The organism is Polaribacter sp. BAL334 (genome assembly GCF_015767435.1).
In the GTDB taxonomy this organism is placed as follows: Bacteria; Bacteroidota; Bacteroidia; order Flavobacteriales; family Flavobacteriaceae; genus Polaribacter.
Genome location: NZ_JADWOV010000173.1, coordinates 1 through 693, shown reverse-complemented (window position 1 = coordinate 693; position 693 = coordinate 1). Strand labels below are relative to the sequence as shown.

1 pseudogene is annotated in these 693 nt (G+C 34.1%); it reads right to left on the bottom strand.

The annotated features are described in order from the left end of the window. A pseudogene (locus tag IU405_RS00905) lies at positions 1 to 693 on the bottom strand (hypothetical protein); the annotation flags it as partial.

Genomic DNA, 693 nt, shown 5'->3' with positions numbered 1-693 from the left:
TCAAAATTTGTAATTCCGTCTGTATCGTCATTTAAAGGACCGTTTGTACCATCAGCTTGTAAAAAATCATCACAAACTGCATCAAATTCTTTATTATAGGCAACATCAGCAGAAGCGTCTACTCGTAAATTGATTTTTGAAATTCGGTAACATCCATCTGCAGAAATGGTTCTTACCCAAGCTTCACTAGTTTGATTTACAGGGTAACGCAACTTGTCAGCAACTTCGGGAGTTCCTGCAATTGCATCTGCTTCTGTAGCGAAATAAGTAAACGTTTCATTTTGATAATTGGCAGAAATACTGATTTCTGCTTCTGTTAAATTGATGGTTGAAATTCGATCTAAATCGTCATCACATTGTAATAATTCAACAACATCATTAGTAACTGGTTCAGGATTTACTTTTAAAGAAATACTATTTGAAGTTTTTCCACAAGTATTTCCTGTTCTGTTCAACACCACTCGAAATTGATAATTATTGAATGTTATTGGCGGATTTGTGATTTGTAAATCTTTGGTTGTGCTTCCTGCATACACTGCGTCATCTATAATTGTTGTCCAAGTTGTTCCATTATCAGTAGAAACTTCCCATTGAAAACCATCAGCAGTTGAATCTATGGATAAAACATCTGTTATGTTTTCACAAAAGATAGCATTTTCAAAAGGAGTATTTAAAATGATTGGAGCAATAGTG